Consider the following 1,220-nt stretch of genomic DNA (forward strand, 5'->3'; position numbering starts at 1 on the left):
ATGTTGCCTTACCCATTCTTCTGGTTGTAAAATCACAAATTTTTTACGAATAGTGTCGAAAATAGATACTTTATTTTCGCTATTTTTGAAGCGAAACGAATATGTAGGAAAGTTTAATTCTTGCACAGTACAAATTTATAATTATAAAGTCATTTGCAAGACTTTTAAGTTTAAAATTTACTTAAAGCACTCAAGACACGTATGTGTTAGCGCATAACATGTATAAAATACAGAATATATTTTGGACGAAGTAAAACAACTGGTAACCGATATAAAGAACAAAAACCTTAAACCCATTTACTTACTAATGGGAGAAGAGGCCTATTATATAGATAAAATTTCAGATTTTATTGAAGATACTGTTTTGGCAGAAGAGGAAAAAGGCTTTAACCAAATGGTGTTGTATGGAAGAGATGTTACTACAGAAGACATTGTTGGTAACGCAAAACGTTTTCCTATGATGGCAGAACGACAGGTGGTTATTGTTAAGGAAGCTCAAGATTTAGCACGAACCATAGATAAACTGGCTGCGTATGCAGACAATCCGCAACCCACAACCGTTTTAGTTATTTGCTATAAATATAAAAGCATAGATAAACGTAAGGCTGTATATAAAACCATTAAGAAAAAGGGTGTTGTTTTTGAAAGTAAAAAACTATACGAAAATCAAGTGCCAGATTGGATTCGTCGTGTATTATCTACAAAAGGCTATAGTATAGTACCAAAAGCATCGCAAATGTTAGTAGAGTTTTTGGGGACAGATTTAAGCAAAATAAACAATGAGCTAGAAAAACTACAAATTGTTTTACCTAAAGAGACACAAATAACTCCAGAGCATATTGAGGAAAACATAGGTATAAGCAAGGATTATAATAATTTTGAGTTAAGAAAGGCTATAGGGGCAAGAAACGATGCGCAAGCCTTTAAAATTATAAACTACTTTGCAGATAACCCTAAGGATAACCCTATGGTAGTAACGGTGTCGTTATTATTTAATTTCTTTTCTCAGTTATTACAATTGCACGGTATGACAGATAAATCTCCTAGAAGCGTAGCTTCTGCATTACGAGTTAACCCCTATTTTGTAAACGAGTATTTAACAGCGGCACGTAACTTTCCTATGCGAAAAGTTAGTGGTATTGTTGCTACGTTGAGACAGTTTGATGTAAAAAGTAAAGGGGTAGGAGCAAATGCCGTACCGCAAGGAGATTTGTTAAAAG

General features: G+C 33.8%; 1 protein-coding gene and 1 pseudogene. One reads left to right on the forward strand and one right to left on the reverse strand.

Annotation, left to right across the window (positions count from 1 at the left end):
- Window positions 1-126: pseudogene (locus ACVC2P_RS11490) on the reverse strand (type I restriction enzyme HsdR N-terminal domain-containing protein); the annotation flags it as partial.
- Window positions 127-241: 115 nt separating this feature from the next.
- Here ACVC2P_RS11490 and holA point away from each other — a divergent pair.
- Window positions 242-1,220: DNA polymerase III subunit delta (gene holA / locus ACVC2P_RS11495; RefSeq protein ID WP_452598613.1), on the forward strand; the 979-nt coding region annotated here is incomplete at its 3' end.

The organism is Pontimicrobium sp. MEBiC01747 (assembly GCF_053601635.1).